Genomic DNA, 1653 nt, shown 5'->3' on the forward strand with positions numbered 1-1653 from the left:
GCGGCTACTTCGGGTCGCGCTTGAAGGACGCCATCGACCAGCGGTAGCCGAGGACGGCGAGGCCGAGGCTCCAGGCGAGGGCGAGCCAGCCGTTGTGGCCGATCTCGGTGCCGAGCAGCAGGCCGCGCAGGGTCTCGATGGCCGGGGTGAAGGGCTGGTACTCGGCGATCGGCTGGAACCAGCCCGGCATCGAGTCGATCGGGGTGAAGGCGCTCGAGATGAGGGGCAGGAGGATCAGCGGCATGGCGCTGTTGCTGGCGGCCTCGGCGTTGGGGCTGACCATGCCCATGCCGACCGCGATCCAGGTGAGGGCGAGGGCGTAGAGGGCGATGAGGCCGAAGGCGGCCAGCCATTCCAGGACGGTGGCGTCGGTGGAGCGGAAGCCGATGGCCACGCCGACCGCGCCGACGAGGACCACGCTGGCGATCGACTGGAGGACGCTGCCGATCACGTGCCCGATGAGTACGGAGCTGCGGTGGATGGCCATGGTGCGGAAGCGGGCGATGATGCCCTCGGACATGTCGGTGGAGACGGACACCGCGGCGCCGATGACGGTGGAGCCGATGGTCATCAGCAGGACGCCGGGGACGACGAAGGCGATGTAGTCGGAGCGGTCGCCGCCGCCGATTCCGCCGGCCATCGCGTCGCCGAAGATGTAGACGAAGAGCAGCAGGAGCATGACCGGGGTCATGAGCAGGTTCAGGGTGAGGGACGGGTAGCGCCGCGCGTGCAGGAGGTTGCGGCGGAGCATCGTGTTCGAGTCGCGCAGGGCGAGGGAGAGGGAGCTCATCGGACGGCCTCCTTGGCGTCGTTGGTCTGGCCGGTCTGGCCGGGCACGGTGGAGCCGGTGAGGGCGAAGAAGACGTCGTCGAGGTCGGGGGTGTGCACGGTGAGTTCGTCGGCCTCGATGCCGGCGGAGTCCAGCCAGTCGAGGATGGAGCGCAGTTCGCGCTGGCTGCCGCCGCTGGGGATCTGCAGCGACAGTGCCTCGTCGTCGCGGGTTGCCTCGCGCAGTGCGGAGGCGGCGGACTGGTAGGCGGCCGGGTCGGAGAACCGCAGGCGCACGTGCCCGCCGGGGATGAGGCGCTTGAGTTCTTCGGCGGTGCCTTCGGCGGCGATCTTGCCGTTGTTGAGGACGGCGATGCGGTCGGCGAGCTGGTCGGCTTCCTCGAGGTACTGGGTGGTGAGGAAGACGGTGACGCCGCCGGTGACCAGTTCGCGGATGATCTGCCACATGTTGTGGCGGGAGCGGGGGTCGAGGCCGGTGGTCGGCTCGTCGAGGAAGATGATGCGCGGGTTGCCGACCAGGGTCATGGCGATGTCGAGGCGGCGCTTCATGCCGCCGGAGTAGCTGGCCGCGGGCTTCTTCGCGGCGTCCACCAGGTCGAAGCGCTCGAGGAGTTCGGCGGTGACGCGCCGTCCTTCCTGCTTGGACAGGTGGTGCAGGTCCGCCATCAGGAGCATGTTCTCCTCGCCGGTGATCAGTCCGTCGACGGCGGAGAACTGACCGGTGACGCCGATCGCGGCCCGTACGGCCTGGGGGTCGGCGGCGAGGTCGTGGCCACCGACGTGCACGGTGCCGGCATCGGCGCCGATGAGGGTGGAGAGGATCTTGACGGCGGTGGTCTTGCCGGCGCCGTTCGGACCGAGGAG

2 protein-coding genes are annotated in these 1653 nt (G+C 69.6%); both read right to left on the reverse strand.

Features of this window, described 5'->3' with window-relative positions; translation table 11 throughout:
- Positions 1 to 4 precede the first annotated feature (4 nt).
- Entirely contained in the window at positions 5 to 790 is a 786-nt protein-coding gene (locus ACZ7H1_RS37315) for an ABC transporter permease (protein ID WP_470792938.1), read from the reverse strand.
- Positions 787 to 1653, reverse strand: an 867-nt coding sequence (locus tag ACZ7H1_RS37320) for an ATP-binding cassette domain-containing protein (RefSeq protein ID WP_470792940.1), incomplete at its 5' end; no start/stop codon positions are given. The genes ACZ7H1_RS37320 and ACZ7H1_RS37315, both read right to left, overlap by 4 nt.

This window comes from Streptomyces sp. NPDC037401, assembly GCF_055602345.1.